18 protein-coding genes and 1 tRNA gene are annotated in these 18375 nt (G+C 36.0%); 15 read left to right on the top strand and 4 right to left on the bottom strand.

Translation table 11 applies throughout. The features are described from left to right. Window positions 1-17 precede the first annotated feature (17 nt). Complete coding sequence (gene ugpC, locus MHH37_RS11160) at window positions 18-1157, bottom strand: sn-glycerol-3-phosphate ABC transporter ATP-binding protein UgpC (protein WP_342572996.1); 1140 nt, start codon at window positions 1155-1157, stop codon at window positions 18-20. Window positions 1158-1404: 247 nt separating this feature from the next. Between ugpC and MHH37_RS11155 the strand changes: the two genes are divergently transcribed. From MHH37_RS11155 to MHH37_RS11120, 8 genes are read left to right on the top strand one after another with little or no spacing between them, the layout of a single operon-like run. Beyond that, entirely contained in the window at window positions 1405-2316 is a 912-nt protein-coding gene (locus MHH37_RS11155; RefSeq protein ID WP_342572995.1) for a dihydrodipicolinate synthase family protein, read from the top strand. Window positions 2317-2326: 10 nt separating this feature from the next. Next, complete coding sequence (locus MHH37_RS11150) at window positions 2327-2962, top strand: GDSL-type esterase/lipase family protein (protein WP_342572994.1); 636 nt, start codon at window positions 2327-2329, stop codon at window positions 2960-2962. A 29-nt stretch (window positions 2963-2991) separates the two neighbouring features. Then, on the top strand, window positions 2992-4368 hold the full coding sequence (locus MHH37_RS11145) for an extracellular solute-binding protein (RefSeq protein ID WP_342572993.1): 1377 nt from the start codon (window positions 2992-2994) through the stop codon (window positions 4366-4368). Between the two features lie 50 nt (window positions 4369-4418). Then, on the top strand, window positions 4419-5312 hold the full coding sequence (locus tag MHH37_RS11140; RefSeq protein ID WP_342572992.1) for a sugar ABC transporter permease: 894 nt from the start codon (window positions 4419-4421) through the stop codon (window positions 5310-5312). Between the two features lie 12 nt (window positions 5313-5324). Beyond that, window positions 5325-6161, top strand: coding sequence for a carbohydrate ABC transporter permease (locus tag MHH37_RS11135; protein ID WP_342572991.1), 837 nt, complete (start codon window positions 5325-5327; stop codon window positions 6159-6161). Between the two features lie 24 nt (window positions 6162-6185). Next, window positions 6186-6878, top strand: a complete 693-nt coding sequence (locus MHH37_RS11130; RefSeq protein ID WP_342572990.1) for an N-acetylmannosamine-6-phosphate 2-epimerase — start codon at window positions 6186-6188, stop codon at window positions 6876-6878. A 26-nt stretch (window positions 6879-6904) separates the two neighbouring features. Beyond that, window positions 6905-7786, top strand: coding sequence for an ROK family protein (locus MHH37_RS11125; RefSeq protein WP_342572989.1), 882 nt, complete (start codon window positions 6905-6907; stop codon window positions 7784-7786). A gap of 19 nt (window positions 7787-7805) precedes the next feature. After that, window positions 7806-8660, top strand: a complete 855-nt coding sequence (locus MHH37_RS11120; protein ID WP_342572987.1) for a MurR/RpiR family transcriptional regulator — start codon at window positions 7806-7808, stop codon at window positions 8658-8660. Between the two features lie 302 nt (window positions 8661-8962). Here the strand turns inward: MHH37_RS11120 and MHH37_RS11115 are convergent, their stop codons facing one another. Next, entirely contained in the window at window positions 8963-9397 is a 435-nt protein-coding gene (locus MHH37_RS11115; protein ID WP_342572985.1) for a MarR family transcriptional regulator, read from the bottom strand. 1145 nt (window positions 9398-10542) lie between these two features. Here MHH37_RS11115 and MHH37_RS11110 point away from each other — a divergent pair. The 6 genes from MHH37_RS11110 to MHH37_RS11085 all read left to right on the top strand — a co-directional run bounded on the left by MHH37_RS11110 (window position 10543) and on the right by MHH37_RS11085 (window position 16346). After that, the gene (locus tag MHH37_RS11110) at window positions 10543-11292 is read left to right on the top strand and encodes an SDR family oxidoreductase (protein ID WP_008403914.1); all 750 of its coding nucleotides are present in this window, start codon (window positions 10543-10545) and stop codon (window positions 11290-11292) included. Between the two features lie 135 nt (window positions 11293-11427). Continuing rightward, window positions 11428-12222, top strand: coding sequence for an SDR family NAD(P)-dependent oxidoreductase (locus MHH37_RS11105; protein ID WP_087616992.1), 795 nt, complete (start codon window positions 11428-11430; stop codon window positions 12220-12222). Window positions 12223-12259: 37 nt separating this feature from the next. After that, complete coding sequence (locus MHH37_RS11100) at window positions 12260-13516, top strand: MFS transporter (RefSeq protein WP_342572981.1); 1257 nt, start codon at window positions 12260-12262, stop codon at window positions 13514-13516. 27 nt (window positions 13517-13543) lie between these two features. Continuing rightward, window positions 13544-14809, top strand: coding sequence for an MFS transporter (locus MHH37_RS11095; RefSeq protein WP_342572980.1), 1266 nt, complete (start codon window positions 13544-13546; stop codon window positions 14807-14809). Window positions 14810-14833: 24 nt separating this feature from the next. Continuing rightward, on the top strand, window positions 14834-15568 hold the full coding sequence (locus tag MHH37_RS11090) for a glucose 1-dehydrogenase (RefSeq protein WP_342572979.1): 735 nt from the start codon (window positions 14834-14836) through the stop codon (window positions 15566-15568). Between the two features lie 382 nt (window positions 15569-15950). Next, a complete protein-coding gene (locus MHH37_RS11085; protein ID WP_342572978.1) occupies window positions 15951-16346 on the top strand; it encodes a tyrosine-type recombinase/integrase in 396 nt (131 codons plus the stop codon). A gap of 125 nt (window positions 16347-16471) precedes the next feature. Here MHH37_RS11085 and MHH37_RS11080 read toward each other — a convergent pair. Beyond that, window positions 16472-16544, bottom strand: a tRNA-Val gene (locus MHH37_RS11080). A 127-nt stretch (window positions 16545-16671) separates the two neighbouring features. After that, window positions 16672-16890 carry a hypothetical protein gene (locus tag MHH37_RS11075; RefSeq protein ID WP_039966464.1) on the bottom strand — a complete coding sequence of 73 codons (219 nt, stop codon included), beginning with the start codon at window positions 16888-16890 and terminating at the stop codon, window positions 16672-16674. Between the two features lie 164 nt (window positions 16891-17054). Between MHH37_RS11075 and MHH37_RS11070 the strand changes: the two genes are divergently transcribed. Next, entirely contained in the window at window positions 17055-18317 is a 1263-nt protein-coding gene (locus MHH37_RS11070) for a M48 family metallopeptidase (protein WP_342572976.1), read from the top strand. Window positions 18318-18375: the final 58 nt, after the last annotated feature.

The following is an 18375-nucleotide window of genomic DNA, read 5'->3' as shown; positions in this document are numbered from 1 at the left end:
GCGAAGTATGTCCTTTTTTAGACAAGTGAAGGTTGTTCTAAATATGAAGCCAAAGAAGGTTCATTAAGCAAAATACGGAGTTCCGTTTCTTTATCGAAGAAATGGACTTTATTCATGTCAACATACAGTGAAATAACTTGTTGTGCGGCAATATTTGTTTGAGAATCGATACGGGCAACAAAGTTTTCTCCATTAATTTGTGAATAAACATTGATTTCGGCCCCTAATAATTCAGCTACATCCACTTGAATATCGATTTTCACTTCATCTTTATTTCCGGAAGGCTGTTTTTCAAAATGTTCCGGACGAATTCCTAAAATGATGTCTTGATTATTATAACCCTGTTCATGTAATTTTTTTAGTTTAGATTCAGTAACAGTTAACTTTTTGTCTCCTAATATCACTTCATTTTCCTTTATTCTGCCGTTGAAAAAATTCATTGCCGGCGAACCAATAAAGCCTCCTACAAAAACATTGACAGGCGTATCGTAAACTTCTTTCGGAGAGCCTACTTGTTGTATAAATCCATCCTTCATAATGACGATTCGTGTAGCCATTGTCATTGCTTCTGTTTGATCATGTGTTACATAAATTGTTGTTGTGTTTAAACGCTGGTGAAGTTTAATAATTTCCGAGCGCATTTGAACACGCAGCTTTGCATCCAAATTTGATAATGGTTCATCCATTAAGAATAATTTCGCATCCCGTACTATAGCACGACCTAATGCAACACGTTGGCGTTGACCACCTGACAATGCTTTTGGCTTCCGATCTAAATAAGCTTCCAAACTTAAAACTTTTGCAGCATTTAATACTCGTTCTTCAATCTCTGCTTTTGGGAGTTTTCGCAGCTTTAATCCGAAAGCCATATTTTCAAAAACGGTCATATGTGGATATAAGGCATAGTTTTGAAACACCATCGCAATATCCCTGTCTTTTGGAGCCACATCATTCATTCGGATATCATCAATAAAAAGGTCGCCTTGAGATATTTCCTCCAATCCGGCAATCATTCGTAATGTAGTAGATTTACCGCATCCGGACGGACCAACAAAAACGATAAATTCACGATCTTTCACTTGAAGATTGAAGTCAGTTACCGCTGTTACTTTTTTATCGTACATTTTATAAATGTTTTGCAATTTTAACTCTGTCACTCTAATTACCTTCTTTCTGTAGTTTGAAAATTTTGAAATCATGGGTCTATTTTACATTCAGAAGCATTCTTTGTCTCGTAAATAGTGAAAATTTTTTTCATTTTCTAAAAACTTTCTGAAAATTATTTACTAAATTATTAGAAAGGTGTTATATTGTTTTTGTAAGCGATTCCAAAAAATACAATTATTCATAATGCATTCAGCAGAAAACTATCGATGAAAGAGTAAGAAACATTATTTAGGAGTGATGAATTTGATACCCGTAAAATTTAAAGGCGTCTTTCCAGCTTTTTATGCTTGCTATGATGATGAAGGCAATATTTCTGAAAGTAGAACAAAACAATTTTCGCAATATTTAGTATTAAAAGGTATTCAAGGTTTGTATGTAGGGGGAAGCTCGGGTGAATGTATATACCAAAATTTAGAGGAGCGCAAACTTACGCTAAAATATGTTGCTGAGCAAGTAGGAAGCCAAGTGACATTAATTGCCCATGTCGGTGCCCCATCAACACGGGATAGTATTTTACTAGCAAAATACGCTGAGGAATTAGGGTATGATGCCTTGTCAGCTATACCACCAATTTATTTTGTATTGCCAGAAGATTCAATCTACCAATATTGGACGGATATTATGGAATCTACACATTTACCATTTATCATTTATAACATTCCGCAAACAACAGGCTATCAGTTATCGATTAATTTATTGAAAAGAATGTTGCAGCACGAAAAAGTAATCGGTGTTAAAAATTCATCCATGCCAGTGATGGATATTGAACGATATAAGTCTGCTGCACATGAAGGTTTCATCGTATTCAATGGACCGGATGAACAATTTGTTGCGGGTAGAGTCATAGGTGCAGACAGTGGGATTGGCGGAACATATGCAGTGATGCCAGAGCTATTTTTAAAAGCAAATGATTTTATTGTAAAAGGAGACATCGTAAAGGCTAAACAAATCCAAACAGATATAAATAATATTATCATTGCTTTATGCTCGTTAAATGGCTCAATGTACTCAGCCATAAAAGAAGTGCTTAGGTTGAATGGAATGAATATTGGTTCTGTACGAAAACCGCTTCAGCCGATAGTTGGTGAAGATTTAAATAAAATTGAAGAAATCCAAACAATGATTAATACAGCAATTGAAAAATATTGAGGTAGCGACTATGAGAAAAACAATTGTTTGCTTTGGCGATTCAAATACATGGGGGTATGATGCTCAACATGATTGCAGATTTCCGGAAAACATTCGATGGACCGGAATACTCCGAAACTTATTGGGCAGAAATTTTAAAATTATTGAGGAAGGGTTATCCGGAAGAACAAGTGTGATGGATGATCCATTATTTGAAGGTTTAAATGGATTGACATATATCGGTTCATGTTTACTATCCCATTCACCGATTGAGTTAGTCGTAATTATGCTTGGTACAAATGATACAAAAGAGAGATTTGCGCTTAACTCCTATAATATTGCGCAAGGCATTAGCAGAGTTGCCAAAAAGGCAAAACTCACTATGGCTAGTTTAATTAAGGGAAACACGAAAGTATTAGTCATATCACCTCCTATCATCGGTAAGAGCTACCGGCATACAGCAATAGGCGAAGCAATGGGGGAGCGATGTGCCGAAAAGTCGGCTCAATTAGCAGAATATTTAGAACCAATGTTAAAAGAGGAAGGAATCCATTTTTTGAATGCAGCCATGATTCCAATGAATGAAATTGATTATATGCATTTAGATGAAGAAGGTCACAAGTTGTTGGCGCAACTAGTCTTCAATAAATTAAATGGGATTTTATAAAAAGTAATTTACACAAAGGGGAGAAAAGTATGTCTAAAAGAAAGTATTTGGTATTGGGGATGACAGCATTACTTAGCTTAACTGCTTTATTTGGTTGTTCTGATGAAGAAGGGGGCACTACCTCAGGGGATAAAGTGGAATTAAAAGTAATGCTTACACCACAATGGAAAGGTGTGCTGGATGCAACGGAAGAAGGAGCAGACTATGATAGCTTCTTTAATCATGCGGCGGAAAAATTTGAAGCAGAGCATGAAAATGTGGATATTACGGTGGAAGTTGTAGCAGGCGAACAACGTGATGAATTATTGAATGTAAATTTAAATGGGGGGACTCCGCCCGATATTTTCTTTGAAAGTGTATTTGCAATGGGCGACTACGCACATCGAGGAGCTTTAGTACCAATTAATGATATCGTGGATGAGGATGCTAAAGCGGATATTGATCAAAGTTATTGGGAAAGCGTAACGTTTGGTGACGATATTTACTTCTATCCATTTTCTCATAATCCAGGAACCTTTACGTATAATGCAGACATGTTCAAGGCTGCCGGTTTAGATCAGTATATAGGGGAAGAAAATGAAATCAAAACTTGGTCATTACAGGAGTTTGAAGAAATTTTAAAAGCCTTGAAGCAAAAACTACCTTCTACACAATATGCGAATGCTAATGCAATGGGCATGTATGCACTGAATAACCAAGGAGATACTTGGAACTTAGCATATATGAGAATGTTCGGGAACGAGTTCTTCGATAATGATGGCAATATTATCTTAGATGACGCGGATGGAGTAAAAGCAGCAGAATGGATGAACAATGTCTACAAGTCTGGCTATACAAATCCTGGTGCTGAATCTGTATCCTCAAATGATGTAAACGCATTATTTCAAAATCAACAATTAGCTATTAGCTTTACAAATCCAGTGTTATTTAATAATGCAAAAGCAGATATGGATAATGGAAAAATGGCTCAGTTTGATATGCGCCTTGCTAATATTCCATCTGATAGTGGAGACCCTTTATCATTCACATATGTAACAGGTGCGGCAGTATTTGATACGAAGGATGAAGAACGAATCGCATTAAGTAAAGAGTTCGTGAAATTTATTTCAACAGATGAGGAATTAGTAAAATCGTCAAAAAATAGTATACCAGTGCGTAATTCAGTAGCTGAACAATATAAGTCTGAAAATCCGCTATTCGAAGCCTATGCACAAAACTCTCAATATATATTCAACTTTACAGGAAATGTACCTGGCTATAGCCAATTACGCCAAGTGTTGTATCCTGAGCTGCAAGCAATGTTTACAGGACAAATAACTCCCGCAGATGCTGTGAAGAACTACCAGGAAAAAGGGAACAATGTCATTTCAGAAGCAAAAACGGATTCAGTCATTTTTAATAAATAAGAATTCATTATAAACAGGGATTCAAGCTCCATCTAACGGAGCTTGAATATTTGTGGAAAGGTTTTGGTGTTATGAACCTAAAAAGAGATACGATCAGGGAAAACATTACTGGCTATTTATTTATTGCGCCTCAGATTCTCCTCTTTCTAGTATTTTTAGTTTACCCAATATTTGAAGGAATTCGATTAAGTTTGTTTAAAATAAACTACCAGTCAGAGACTTTTGTTGGACTGGCAAACTATGAAAAATTATTCAGTGATCCCGTTTTTATAAAATCTATTTTTAATACTGTTATCTTTGTTGTATTTATTGTGGCGCTTACAGTAATTTTCGCCATGTTTGTCGCTTCGGCTATATTTGATAAAAATGCAAAATACGTATCCATTATTCGTGGAGCATATTACATACCAGTCATGGTGTCAATGGTTGTAATGAGTATGATCTGGAGCTTTTTACTTAACCCGGCAAATGGTTTGATTCCATTTGTGGCTAGAAAGATGGAAATGTCGGTAAACTTTTTGGGGGATACGAACTGGGTGTTGCCGGTCATTATATTTGTCACGTTTGCAACGAACGTAGGGCAAGCAATTATATTATATATTGCTTCCATGATTGGGGTACCAAAAGAGCTCTTTGAAGCAGCGGAAGTGGATGGCGCAGGCCGGATGAAAATAATATTTAAGATTATTCTCCCAATGGTAAAACCGACAACACTTTATATTATTATTATGAATATTATTGCAGTTCTGAAGATTTTTGTTGTTATACAATTGCTGACAGGCGGCGGGCCAAACAATGCTTCCACAACACTTATGTACTACCTATATAACAATGCATTTAAATACAATCAGCTTGGTATTGCTTCCGCAGTTGGGGTAATTATGTTTGTAATCACTTTATTACTTTCTGTCCCACAGCTAAAAGCTATGTTAAAGAAGGATTAGAGGTGGAGGAATATGTTTAATAAAAATAAGATTAAGCGTGAAAAGTATGATATTGGTGCAAATATTATTGTCATCTTTTTTGCGATTTGCAGTTTATTCCCTCTTTATTGGCTCGTAACTAGTTCATTTAAAAATAGTGTGGATGTTGTAAAAATGCCCCCGGATTGGTTTCCGAAATCATTTACGTTAAGCAATTATGTTGATGTTTTCAACAATCAGCCTGCATTTAAATGGGCATATAACAGTATTGTTGTATCTTTAGTGGCAACACTTGCATTGCTTATCGTGAGTGCTATGGCTGCATATGCATTTTCCAAACTCCGTTTCAAAGGAAAAAATATCATTTTCATTATTTTTATTTCGAGCTTGATGATTCCGAAAGAAGTGATGATTGTTCCGCTATTCCGTATTATTCAAGACTTTGGAATGGTTAATACATTGAGCGGGATGATTTGGCCAAATGTGGCAACAGCATTTGGAGTATTCCTTTTAAAAGGCTTTTTTGACTCGATTCCGGATTCTTTACGTGAAGCGGCAAAAATGGATGGGGCCAGTGAATTTCGTATCTTTTTTACAATAATGCTGCCGCTGGTGAAACCGGGTCTTGGAGCACTGTTTATTTTAAACTTTGTGAATGTATGGAACGATTACTTATGGCAGTTGGTTGTAGGCCAATCCGAAACTTCAAAAACGTTAATGGTAGGTATTGCTACATTAATGCAAGATCTAAATCCAAACTTTGCCTACAAAATGGCTGGTGCAACTGTAGGAGCAATTCCAATGCTTATTATTTTTGTTCTATTCCAAAAGTACTTTACACGAGGGATTACAATTGGATCGGACAAATAAACTTGTAATATTGGGGCGGTAATGATGAATAATAAAATGGAAATATTTGATCAAATAAAAGGGCAATTAGTTGTTTCTTGCCAGGCACTACCTGAAGAACCATTGCACAGCTCATATATTATGAGCAAAATGGCCTTTGCAGCAATGCTAGGCGGTGCGAAAGGCATTCGTGCAAACAGTGTTGACGATATTCGAGCGATAAAAAATAAAGTGAATTTACCAATTATCGGCATCATCAAGGTTGTATATGATAATTCAGATGTATATATAACACCTACCCGTAAAGAAATTGACCTGCTAGTTGAAGAAGGTGTAGAGATCATAGCAATTGATGCGACAAAACGAGTCCGGCCTGACGGAACAGTGATTTCAGAAGTTTTTCCGGAAATTCGTAAACAATATAAAGATCAAATTTTTATGGCCGATTGTTCGACATATGAAGAAGCGGTTGAAGCATATAAACTTGGCTTTGACTGTATTGGTACAACACTCAGTGGCTATACCTCCTATACAAAAGGCGTTCAATTGCCTAATATTACTTTATTGAAAAAGCTTGTAACGGATTTACCTGTGCCGATTATTGCAGAGGGGGGCATCTGGACTCCGGAGCAATTGAAGGATTGCATGAATGCAGGCATATATGCCGCGGTTGTTGGTACGGCAATTACTCGGCCAATGGATATAACAAAAAGGTTTATTCGGGCGATTGAAAGCTAGATAAGTATTTTTCCAGAGGTGAAGAAATGACGATTTTAGTTGCAGATATAGGCGGTACGGCTTTTAAGATAGGGCTTGTTAATCTGAATGGACAATTAATTGAATATCACGAATATGAAAACGATGGAAAAAAAGGAGGCCAAGCACTTATTGTACGGCTTCTTGACATATTGGATAGTCACAATAATTATACAGCAATTGGTATTAGCACATCAGGACAAGTAGATAGTAATAAAGGCGAAATAATATTTGCGAACGATAATATCCCGAATTATACTGGAACAAAGCTCCAAAAGATTTTAGAGCACCGTTATGCAGTTCCTGTGAAAGTGGAAAACGATGTAAATGCTGCTGCGCTCGGAGAAACACATTATGGAGCCGGGAAGCAATTTCGGGATTTTATTTGCCTTACTTATGGTACAGGAATCGGTGGAGCAATTATTATGAATTCACAAATTTACAAAGGATTGAATGGTGTAGCCGGAGAATTTGGCCATATCATCATTCATCCAGATGGTAGGTCATGCAAGTGTGGAAATTCCGGTTGCTACGAATCCTATGCATCAACAACTGCATTAATAAAAAAAGCCGGCCAAATCAATCAGACATGGTTAAATGGGAAAGTGTTGTTCGAACAATACCACCAACAGAATGCATCTATTACTACCATTGTTGATGAGTGGATTCATGAAATTGCAATTGGCATCGTTTCGCTCGTCCATATTTTTAACCCTCCAGCAATTTTAATCGGCGGGGGAATTATGGAGCAAAAACAGCTCGTTCACCAAATTGAAAAGAAAGTACAGACTTTAATCATGCCAAGTTTTTCAGGTGTAAAAATTATGCAGGCACGTTTAGGGAATAAAGCCGGATTGTATGGAGCCGCCGCCCTGCATTTAATAAATTAAAAATAAAGGGGGTGTATAAATGTCCAATATGGATATTTTTGCATCTATAAAATCCCGATATAATGTATTTACAAATACAGAGCGGAAAGTAGCGGACTATATTAATGAGAATGGCAAAGAAGTAATTTACATGTCTATAACAGATTTGGCTGAAGCATGCAATGTCGGAGAAGCAAGTGTTTTTCGATTTTGCAAAACATTGGATTTAAAAGGCTATCAGGAGTTCAAAATTGTGTTGGCACATAGTATTTCGCTTGAAGATGAAATGCCACAGATTTCTAATGAAATTACGCTGAATGATTCTTTCCAGCAACTCTCCTCAAAAATATTAGCATCGAATGTTCAAGCACTGTCAGAAACATATAATTTACTATTAGAACAACAGCTAAAAGAAGCGGTGGAGCTATTGGTAAACGCTGAAAGAATTCACTTTTTTGGTGTTGGTTCATCAGGAGTCACAGCATTGGAAGCTAAAAATAAATTTATGCGAATCACAAATAAAACAGAGTATTCAATCGATGCACATTTTCAAATGATGTCTGCGGCACTTATGCATAAAGAAGATGTAGCTGTAATATTTTCTTATTCTGGTTCAACAAAAGATACAATCGAGCTTGCGGAAGTTATTAAAAAAAGGGGAGCAAAAATAATATTAATCACACGTTTTGCAAAGTCCCCTTTAACGACATTTTCAAATGTTACGCTGCTTTGCGGCGCGAAAGAGGGCCCGCTTCAAGGTGGAAGCTTGTCCGTGAAAATTGCGCAGCTCTATATATTGGATCTGCTCTATTTTGGTTTTATTAAAGAAACAAAGAGCGAATCCCTTGGCAATAAAGAATTAACGGCACAGGCTGTTATCACAAGAATATTGTAATAACAGCCTGTGCTTTTTTCATTCAATAGTATGCTATGTTCAACGCTTGGTAGAGTATAAATACTGTTTACTTACATTAATTGAGGTATTCGGTATATCGAATTGAAATACTGAATTCCTTTATTACTGCATTGGTACGGATCAGGTAGCTGAGTCAGTAACAGGGTTCTTCACGAAGCTTGGTGATGGGGCAGCAAAAGGACCGCCATTTCTTATTGACAACCTTTATACCATCAGAGTCTCTATACGGGGATACCACCATAAAATAAAAAAGAGCTACTAAACGTAGTTCTTTCTCATCGCTATTTATTAAGTTTTTTGTAGATTTGCAACATTTGTTGTCTTTCTTCATCCGTAAGTTTTTCAAATATTTTCTTCCTTAATAACTGCCCTGATTCATTGGCCTCTTTTAAAATCATTTCACCAGCATATGTGATTTCTAAATAAATGATTCGGCGGTCATTTTCATCAATTGAGCGGGTAATTAACTCCATTTTTACTAACTTTTCGGTTAAATGTGTAACTGTAGGTGGTGTTAATCCGAGTGCTTTTGCCATATCAGAAGGACGACTTTTTCCATTTACCTTTAAATGACCAAGAATTAGAACATGCGTTACTCCCAAACCTTTATTGAAACCCTTATTCCACTGAATAATCAGATTGTTTGTCATTTTATCCATATTATGTATAATCTCAAAAATGGTTTCCTCCTGCACGTGAAATTCCTCACTTTCCAAAATAGAATCCCCCAGAATAAATCAGAGAGATCACTTTATTCTTACTATACCATAATATTGGGGTGGAAATCTGCCAGCAATAATAATCATGGCTCCTATAATATAGAAGAAATGATCTGCTGCCAAGACAAACGCTGCATTTCCATTCAGCTGATCTTTCGAGTCCATTGGTGTCTAAATTATAATTCCAAGGAACACACTTTGACTCGTCCCCTCTCGTCTACTAAAAGTTGTCGCAGCCATTAATAACCCGTAAATATAATCGATCCATTTCGTTTCACTAAGTCAACCATCCCACCGGATCACTCTCTGTTCTTAGCTAAAAATATTACAGTTTTCTCAATATAACCATACGGATCTACTGGAATAATCCCTACTAGGGAAAATATACCGCAAGATAAATGTCACAAAATTTTACGTTATTATTGCTTTTTTAGTAACAGTTTAGTATTATTTAGTCGTTAATAATTAAGCATCTAACTATTTTAGGTATAAATAAATATTCAATGTTATAGAATAAGTCATAATCTAAATTACTGAAAAATGTTTTCATGGCCTACTACTTTTCAGGACAACTAATATAACATAATGATTGTGCTTAAATTCCGCAGTAATTCAGCGCTAATAATATCTTTTTAGATATGCTGCACTACTTAGGTAGCCCATTCTTTGGTAGGATGGATTCTATCACAAAGCATACGTACAGTATTATTTATATACTTTTATATTCTGATGCCAATGAAAGGTAGGTTACAGGACAGAAAGAAAAGAAAATATGACTACCTTATTAACGAAGTACTTTAGAAATTGATTTTGTCACTGCGCATTTTACAAGGAAGGTGCAAAGGTTATCCTTGCTGATTTTAAATTTGAAGTAATAAAGCTGCTGAGGAATTACGCATAAATGGCAATGATTCAGTAGATTCTTTGTTGATGAAGGATAATATAAATAGGTCAATTACCTTGGATTCGAGATAATTGAATCGAAAATAAATAGAAGATTAAAATGACTTTCTATTTACAAATGTACAGGTTTTTGTATTAATAAGCCGATTTTTGCAAAACCTAATATGTATTTTATAAATACAGAAATTTTAGGTGAGCTAGATCATTTGAAAAAGCAAAATAAATTAGGGGGCATCAATATGAGATTAGAAGGAAAAGTAGCAATTATTACAGGGAGTGCTTCAGGTATTGGAAGAGGTATGGCTCTTGCCTTAGCAAAAGAAGGGGCTCATATTGTAATAGTAGATATCAACGAAGAAATGGGTCAAAAAACATTAGCCGAAATTAATCAGCATAATGAAGGGATGCTGCTTATTGCAGATATTTCAAAAAAAGAAAATGTAGAACAAATTGTAAGTGATGTAGTTAATAAATTTGGAAAGTTAGATATTTTAATCAACAATGCACACGCTTCCAAGCAAGCACTATTTGTAGAAACAACACAAGAGCTTTTTGATTTATCGTTTGGAACTGGGTTTTACCCGACTTTCCATTTCATGCAAGCAGCTTATCCTGAACTAAAGAAAACAAGAGGAAAAGTAATAAACTTTGCTTCTGGTGCAGGACTTAACGGTCAACCAACACAAACTTCCTATGCAGCAGCGAAAGAAGCAATCAGAGCGATATCACGAGTTGCATCCAATGAGTGGGGCCCTGAAGGAATTAATGTCAATATCATCGCCCCGATTGCACTAACAGCGGGGGTCGAACAGTGGAGCAAAAGTTCCCCTGAATTATACGAAGCCATGATAAATAATATTCCACTTAGAAGAATGGGCGATCCAGAAGGGGATATTGGAAGAGTAGCGGTTTTCTTATCAAGTAGCGACTCTGATTATATTACTGGACAAACTATCATGGTTGATGGTGGTTCGACGAAATTACGTTAAAACGAATTAACCAACCAGCTTGTTTTTAGATATTGTTAGTTGAATGAATAGGTGAGATTTAATCCTACCTATTACAAACATATTTTAATTCTATATTTTATTATTTCCAAAACAACGATAAAAAGGATGATATGAATGAATAGAGTAAAAGGGAAAGTCGCATTAGTAACAGGTGGCGCTTCAGGTATTGGTCTTTCTTCAGCGCAACTTTTAGCAAAAGAAGGGGCAAAAGTAGTCATAGCAGATTACAGTATCGAAGGGGCAAAAAAAGCGGCAAAAGATATTGAAGCAAATGGCGGAGAAGCAGTAGGTATTTTCCTAGATGCAGGAAAGGAAGAATCTATTAAAGAAGCTGTTGAATTTACAATTAAACATTATGGGAAAATAACAGTTTTGTTTAATAATGTAGGCTCATCAAATTTAAAGAAAGACCTAGATGTAGTAAATATGGATCTTGAAGAATGGGATCGATTAATGAATTTAAATTTAAAAAGTGTATTACTTGGAAGTAGATTTGCAATTCCTAATATGATTGAAAATGGTGGAGGATCAATTATCAATACAGCTTCAATGGCTGCTTTCGCAGGGGACTCAATACGCGCTGCTTATGGAGCTTCAAAAGCTGGAGTAGTTAATTTAACTAAGTATATTGCAACACAATACGGAAAACAAAGTATTCGCTGTAATGCTATTGCACCCGGTCTTATTTTAACGCCTGCAGCAAAAAACAATATGTCACAAGCATTATTGGATACCTTTGGGAAATACAACCAGCTTCCTTATCACGGAGAGCCAGATGATATTGGTAACACGGTCTTATTTTTAGCTTCAGATGAGTCAAAGTTCATAACAGGACAAACTATTAAAGTAGAAGGCGGACATTATTTAAGTAACCCGACTATCCCGGATTTTAGAGAGATGACGAACTAAATAAAGGTCTTGCTTTTTATAAATGTGGAGGATAAGAATGAGCGGTAAAATTCATAACGCCTGGTGGGTACTGATTGGTCTTTGTATGATTCTAGGGATCGGTAAAGGGACATTAAACAATTCCGCTGGTCTTTTCTTACCATCCATCTCAAATGAACTTGGCATTGGTATGGGAGATTTATCTTTATATTTTAGTGTCTCTGCAATTATCACGATGTTGTATTTGCCTTTTGGCGGAAAATTGATAGCAAAATACAATATCCGGTTAATATTGATTATTTCGATAATTTGTGAAGCTGGCGCTTATATCGCTTTTAGTTTTATGAATTCTGTGTGGGGATGGTATCTATTTGCAGTCCCATTGGCATTTGGTGGTATATTCATCACAGTCATTGCAGGCCCTGTTTTAATTAGTCAATGGTTTAAAAAAAGAAATGGCCTAGCTCTGGGTATTCTAACTGCAACAGGCGGATTGTTCGGTTCAATCTCCCAACCAATTGTTGGAAATATAATCGCAAACCAGGGGTGGAGATTTGCCTATTTGGCTATCGGAATCACAGCCATTGTTATAGCTGTACCGGTTATACTTCTGTTTATAAAGAAAATGAACCCTAATAAAGGGCATTATCCTTATGGGATTACAGAAGGTGATAAGGAAAGTCAAAAAGCTTTTGATAACATTCAAAACAAAGGCGTGTCTTTTGTGGTTGCGAAAAAATCTTCTGCTTTTTATATATTGATGTTATTTTTATTTTTCCTGACTTCCATTTCAAGTTTTACCATGCACATTCCAACTTACTTAGTCGATAGCGGATTTGAACAAACATTTGCTGCTAAAGCAATGGGTATTTATATGTTAGGTGTTGTTTTTGGTGCACTCGTTATTGGAATTTTAAATGACAAATTAGGATCGAAGAAAGCAACAATACTGTCTATGATTTGCGGTTTAATTTCCGTTTCCTTGCTATTGTACGCAAATTCTAGTTCCGGAGTCATCTTTATCGCACTGATCCTATTTGCGTTTGTAACAAGTGGCATTGGTACTCTTGTACCGTCCCTTGCACTTAGCTTATTTGGAAATAAAGAATATAGCCAAATTTATTCAACAGCTTCTTTGGGTTTAGCAATTGCTGCTATCGTCGCACTTCCAGCTTACGGTTATATCTTCCAATTTACAGGAAGTTATTCAGGTGGATTATATGCAATTTTAGTAATGCTTGTTATTAATATAGTTGCTGTAATTTTTGCCTATAGAGGCAAAACAAAATTAGAAAAATCAGGATTATGGAAATAAAATAATTAATTCCAAAGGGAGATAAAAATGGAGAGAAAACAATCTAATATCCATTACGCATGGTGGATTCTTGTTGGCCTATGTATTATCATCGGAGTTTCGAAAGGGGCATTAAATAACTCTGCAAGTCTTTTCTTAACTCCGGTATCAAACGAGCTTGGCATAGGAATGGGTAACTTATCATTATATCTAAGTATATCTGCTATAGTAACATTAGTATTCCTGCCATTCGCTGGAAAGCTAGTTGCGAAATATGATATTCGTATGTTAATCATTATTGCAATTATCTTACAAGCAGGTTCATTCGTTGCATTCAGCTTTATGAATTCTGTATGGGGCTGGTATATTTTTGCCCTTCCACTAGCAGTTGGTGGAACGTTCATTACAGTTATTTTAGGTCCAGTATTAATCAATCAATGGTTTAAAAAACGTAGTGGTTTAGCTCTTGGTATTTTAGCCGCTACTGGTGGTGTTATCGGAGCAATTGTACAACCTATCGTTGGTAAAACAATCGTTTCTGAAGGTTGGAGATTCTCATATGTAGCAGTTGGTGTTACTGCAATCATTTTTGTTATCATTGCAACTGTAGTATTTATCAAAAAAATGTCTAAAGAAAAAGGGTTATATCCTTACGGCACTGGTGATACAGAAGGCGGAGATCAATCAGCAATTAACGCTGCAACAGATAAAGGGGTTACATTAGCAAATGCTAAGAAATCTTCTGCGTTTTATGCTTTATTAACGTTCTTCTTCTTAATTACAGCTATCGCAAGTTTCATGATGCACATCCCTACGTATATCGTTACTAAAGGATTCTCTCAAGAGTTCGCTGGTTCTGCTATGGGTGTTTATATGTTAGGTGTAGTATTCGCTTCTCTTATTATCGGAGTTTTAAACGATAAAATTGGAACAAAAAATACGACTATTCTATCGATGATTTTGGGGATGGCTTCGGTATTTATATTCTTATACGCAGCATCTAGTTCAGTTATGATTTTTGTAGCTCTCATTCTATTTGCATTCGTTACAAGTGGTATCGGTATCATCGCACCATCTTTAACTTCAAGCTTATTTGGAAATAAAGAATACGGTCAAATTTACTCAACTGTTTCACTAGGTTTAGCGATCGCATCAATCGTTGCAATTCCTGCATACGGTTATATCTTCCAATTTACTGGAAGTTATTCAGGTGGTTTATATACAATTTTAGCGATGTTAGCTATTAACATTGTGGCAGTAATTATCGCTTATAAAGGTAAGGAAAAGTTAGAAAAAGCAGGTTTATGGAATTAAATTAAAATTGAGGAGGAATTTTTAATGAAGAGATTAGAAGGTAAAGTAGCAATTATTACAGGATCAGCACAAGGTATGGGTGCGGCACACGCAAAATTATTCATAGAGAATGGCGCAAAGGTTATTCTGACAGATTTAAATGAGGTAAAAGGGGAAGCATTCGCAGCTGAATTAGGTGAAAATGCTATCTTCGTGAAACAAAATGTAGCATCTGAAGAAGATTGGGCTACAGTTATTGCAAAAGCAGAAGAAACGTTCGGTCCAGTAAACGTATTAGTAAACAATGCCGGTATTACTATGGCGAAAAATATGCTTGATGTTACAGTAGAAGAATACCGTCGCATCGTAGAAATTAACCAAGTATCTGTATTCTTGGGTATGAAAACTGTAGCAGCTTCCATGATGAAAACAGGCGGCGGTTCAATCGTGAACATTTCTTCAATGAACGGCTTAGTTGCTGGTGCTATAGGTTACACAGATACAAAATTCGCAGTACGGGGGATGTCAAAAGCGGCTGCAATTAACCTAGCACCAATGGGCATTCGCGTAAACTCTGTACACCCGGGCGTTATTGCGACGCCAATGGTAGTACAAGAAGATACAAAAGCAGCTGTAGAATCATTCTCTCAACACATTCCATTAAAACGAGTAGCACAACCAGAAGAAGTATCAAATATGGTATTGTTCTTGGCTTCCGATGAGTCTAGCTACTCAACAGGTTCAGAATTCGTTATTGATGGTGGATTAACTGCGCAGTAGTAAAAAATACATGAAATAAACTGAATATAATTTATAAAGGCCGATCTTCTATTGAAAGAAAATCGGCCTTATTTTTTTAAAATTTAAAACCGCACTTACTTATGGTGTGAAGAAATTAGCATATGTACTAATATTATCGGTTTGTACGAATATAGAATTACAACTTTTTAATAGAAAGTATTATTCAATTTGCAATGTTAAGAAATTAATGATTTAGTGTACTGATAAGAATAATAACTCTCTTATTAAATTTTCTTGGTCGAAAATTCGACCAAATGAAAATAAAAAAATTATTTAGAAACCCTCTTAAGAGAAAAATCTTAGGAGGGTTTATTTTGGGGAAAAGGATAAAGGAAATTCAAAAAGTAAGCGTGAAAATGCGTTGGCATTATTAAAAGTATGGGAGGAAGAGCTGAAAATAAAGAACGAAAATAACAAACACAAAATAAAATTAAAGGAGATAGTTGGTCAATTATATGAAGATAACGACTTAGTCATTTGTACCAATACTGGGACCTTACAAGATCCACGAAATGTTGTTCGTGTCTTGAAGCGGCTTATTACAAGTACAAAAGTACCTAACATTCGTTTTCATGATATTCGTCACACAAATGCATCAATACTCATTTCAGAAGGTGTAGACATCGTTAAAATTTCAAAGCGGTTAGGTCACGCAAACCCTAAAATTACATTGGAATTCTATGCACACCTATTGCCGAATGCAGATAATGACATTGCAGACATTTTTCACAATGCTATCCAAAGTAACACTAAATAAATGGGAAAAATCTTGCGGACAAATTGCGGACAAATCCTAAAAATCAAGTGTAAGGTAGGAAGTCTCCCAAAAAGAAAAGAGCCAGTAAACGCTGATATACCAACGTTTACTGGCACTTGAAATGATGGTCTCGACAAGTCTCGAACTTGCGACCCCCACCTTGTCGAGGTGGTGCTCTCCCAACTGAGCTACAAGACCGTGATAAGAAACAGATAAAGTCATGTTCTTAACTGTTATTATAGCATTTATAGAGGGGGAGGTATATAGAAAACTGTTATATTTTTACTTTATTTTTAGAATAGTTATCCTAGTTTTCTCATGTTCCTCAACGTCTTTTCTTTTTATCGTCTTTCAATACAGCTTGATTTTTAATTATTTTTTCTAAGACGACATGCACATGATATTTACTTTCTTCGATTTGAACAACATTTAAAACTTTTCCTTTACGACCTTTAATTTTTATATCCTCATCTACCTCAGGAATACGTTCTAGACACTGACTTAGGACAGGTGTTTTATTTTCCAAATAATGAACAGCAAACAACATGATTAAGCGCTCCTTGTTAATTCAATTTAAGATTGAGTCCAATTTATGAAGATTACAAGACATATAGAACTGTCAAAAAAGAAGTATGACCAACTTGGCAGAAATGATTTCCGCATTTCAATAATAGGATATGGTAACGAATGAATTGAGGTGTAGAAGGAATGACAAAAAAATGGGGTTTACTGGCTGTTTTTGCATTTGGGCTTTATGTTGTCGCAATGTATTTGTATTTTTTCCATGGACAAAATAGTGGGATTCCAGCCGCTCTTCAAGGAACGGCTGCAGATCCAAGCACTTTTCTTACAACGCAGGAGTTGTTATTAAGTGAAGAGTTATCAAAAGTAAGGAATTTCCTGTTCTTTATTTCAACGCCGTTGGAATGGCTTCTTTATTTCTTTATTTTGATTATGGGTATTTCACGTTTATTCGAAAGTTGGAGTTCTGAACAATTTAAATGGTCTCTTTTCAGAACTTCGATGTATCTGTTTTTCCTGTCCTTGCTACTTTTCATCATCCAATTCCCACTGGACTATTTCCGCTATAAGCTGAGCAAAAGCTATGGCATCAGTACGCAGATCTTTTCATCATGGATGCGGGAAAATGTAATTGATTTTTGGCTTGAGTTAGGGATGTCGGTAATCATGGTAGCGGTACTTTATTGGCTCATCAGAAAAAGCCCGAAAAAATGGTGGCTCTATGCATGGGCTTTAACTGTGCCGTTTTCAATTTTCCTCATGTTCATTCAGCCTGTCGTGATCGACCCGATCTACAATGATTTCTCACCATTAAAAGATAAAGCGTTAGAGACGAAAATTCTTTCTCTTGCAGAGCAGGCGAATATTCCATCTGAACATGTGTATGAAGTGAATATGTCGGAGAAAACGAATGCTTTAAATGCCTATGTAACAGGGATCGGTGAAAATTCCCGGATAGTGCTATGGGATACGACATTAAACCGATTAACGGATGATGAAATCCTCTTTATCATGGCACACGAGATGGGTCATTACTTGCTGAAGGATATCTATATAAACATCGCGGTCTATTTATTTATGACACTTATTGGACTATGGCTAATCGCAAAGATTATGCCTTGGATGATTCGACGTTATGGACCAGTTTTGAAAATTAAAGATATGGGCAATATGAACTCCTTGCCGTTGTTTTTATTGATTTCATCATTTCTCGTTTTCTTTTCAAGCCCATTATCCAATGCGATTTCACGGTATCAGGAAATCCGGGCTGATGAATTTGCAATTGAACTTGTAGAAAATCCTGAGGCAGCGGTCTCATCATTTCAACAGTTGACGAAAGCCGGACTTAGTGAAGTTAACCCTCCAGCACTTGTCAAATGGTTCCGCTATACTCATCCGCCAATGTTAGAAAGGATCAATAAATTTGCCGAAGAAATTGAGGAAGATTAAACAAAAACATGTATAATTAGTTTACTATATTTATAGGTTATTCAATTTTTTTCAATAA

This window comes from Solibacillus sp. FSL K6-1781, from assembly GCF_038630735.1.
In the GTDB taxonomy this organism is placed as follows: domain Bacteria; phylum Bacillota; class Bacilli; order Bacillales_A; family Planococcaceae; genus Solibacillus; species Solibacillus silvestris.
The sequence above is the reverse complement of the archived record's forward strand: the minus strand, read 5'-3'. Positions and strand labels throughout refer to the sequence as shown.

Excerpts from the sequence above, each read along its gene's own strand:
- MHH37_RS11155 (WP_342572995.1), top strand. The coding sequence starts at position 1,405 with ATGAATTTGATACCCGTAAAATTTAAAGGCGTCTTTCCAGCTTTTTAT.
- MHH37_RS11150 (WP_342572994.1), top strand. The coding sequence starts at position 2,327 with ATGAGAAAAACAATTGTTTGCTTTGGCGATTCAAATACATGGGGGTAT.
- MHH37_RS11145 (WP_342572993.1), top strand. The coding sequence starts at position 2,992 with ATGTCTAAAAGAAAGTATTTGGTATTGGGGATGACAGCATTACTTAGC.
- MHH37_RS11135 (WP_342572991.1), top strand. The coding sequence starts at position 5,325 with ATGTTTAATAAAAATAAGATTAAGCGTGAAAAGTATGATATTGGTGCA.
- MHH37_RS11130 (WP_342572990.1), top strand. The coding sequence starts at position 6,186 with ATGAATAATAAAATGGAAATATTTGATCAAATAAAAGGGCAATTAGTT.
- MHH37_RS11125 (WP_342572989.1), top strand. The coding sequence starts at position 6,905 with ATGACGATTTTAGTTGCAGATATAGGCGGTACGGCTTTTAAGATAGGG.
- MHH37_RS11120 (WP_342572987.1), top strand. The coding sequence starts at position 7,806 with ATGTCCAATATGGATATTTTTGCATCTATAAAATCCCGATATAATGTA.
- MHH37_RS11110 (WP_008403914.1), top strand. The coding sequence starts at position 10,543 with ATGAGATTAGAAGGAAAAGTAGCAATTATTACAGGGAGTGCTTCAGGT.
- MHH37_RS11105 (WP_087616992.1), top strand. The coding sequence starts at position 11,428 with ATGAATAGAGTAAAAGGGAAAGTCGCATTAGTAACAGGTGGCGCTTCA.
- MHH37_RS11100 (WP_342572981.1), top strand. The coding sequence starts at position 12,260 with ATGAGCGGTAAAATTCATAACGCCTGGTGGGTACTGATTGGTCTTTGT.
- MHH37_RS11095 (WP_342572980.1), top strand. The coding sequence starts at position 13,544 with ATGGAGAGAAAACAATCTAATATCCATTACGCATGGTGGATTCTTGTT.
- MHH37_RS11090 (WP_342572979.1), top strand. The coding sequence starts at position 14,834 with ATGAAGAGATTAGAAGGTAAAGTAGCAATTATTACAGGATCAGCACAA.
- MHH37_RS11070 (WP_342572976.1), top strand. The coding sequence starts at position 17,055 with ATGACAAAAAAATGGGGTTTACTGGCTGTTTTTGCATTTGGGCTTTAT.